We start from the raw sequence: 615 nt of genomic DNA on the forward strand, positions 1-615 counted from the left end.
GAGGTGGGGTGGCGGACGGGACCGGGGCGGCGGTCGCGGGCCGGTGGCCCGACACCTTCGACGACGTCGCCGCCGCGCTGGACGCACTGCCCGCCCTCGCCCGGCAGGCCCTGCCGCAGGCGGACGCGCGCCGCACGGTCCTCACCGGCCACTCGGCGGGCGGCCACCTCGCGCTGTGGGCCGCCTCCCGGCACGTCCTGCCGGTCGGCGCCCCCTGGCGCGTCGACGGGCCGCCCCCGCTGCGCGGCGTCGTCGCCCTCGCGCCGATCGCCGACTTCGAGGTCGCGGACAAGCTGGCCGTGTGCGGCGGGGCATCTCGCCAACTCCTCGGCGGTGACGCTCACTTCGGGGAACGGCGGCCGTACGCCGACCCCGCGCTGCTGCTGCCCACGGGCATCGCGACGACTCTGGTCCAGGGCCGTACCGACCTCGTAGTACCTGAGGCTGTGGCCGAGTCGTACGCGGACGCGGCGGCCAAGGCGGGCGAGGTGGTGGGCCTGACGCTGCTGGAGGACGTCGGTCACTTCCCGCTGATCGATCCGGTGGCGGACGCGTGCGCGGTGGTGGTGGAGGAGATCGCGCAGTTGGCGTGGTGAGGGGGCGGGGATTCGGGGG

At 76.4% G+C, this 615-nt stretch carries 1 protein-coding gene; it reads left to right on the forward strand.

Annotated elements, in window-relative coordinates; all coding sequences use genetic code 11:
- Window positions 1-596, forward strand: a 596-nt coding sequence (locus tag P1P75_RS41875) for an alpha/beta fold hydrolase (RefSeq protein WP_319265361.1), incomplete at its 5' end; no start/stop codon positions are given.
- Window positions 597-615 lie beyond the last annotated feature (19 nt).

It is taken from the genome of Streptomyces sp. ID05-39B (genome assembly GCF_033794725.1).
In the GTDB taxonomy this organism is placed as follows: domain Bacteria; phylum Actinomycetota; class Actinomycetes; order Streptomycetales; family Streptomycetaceae; genus Streptomyces; species Streptomyces bobili.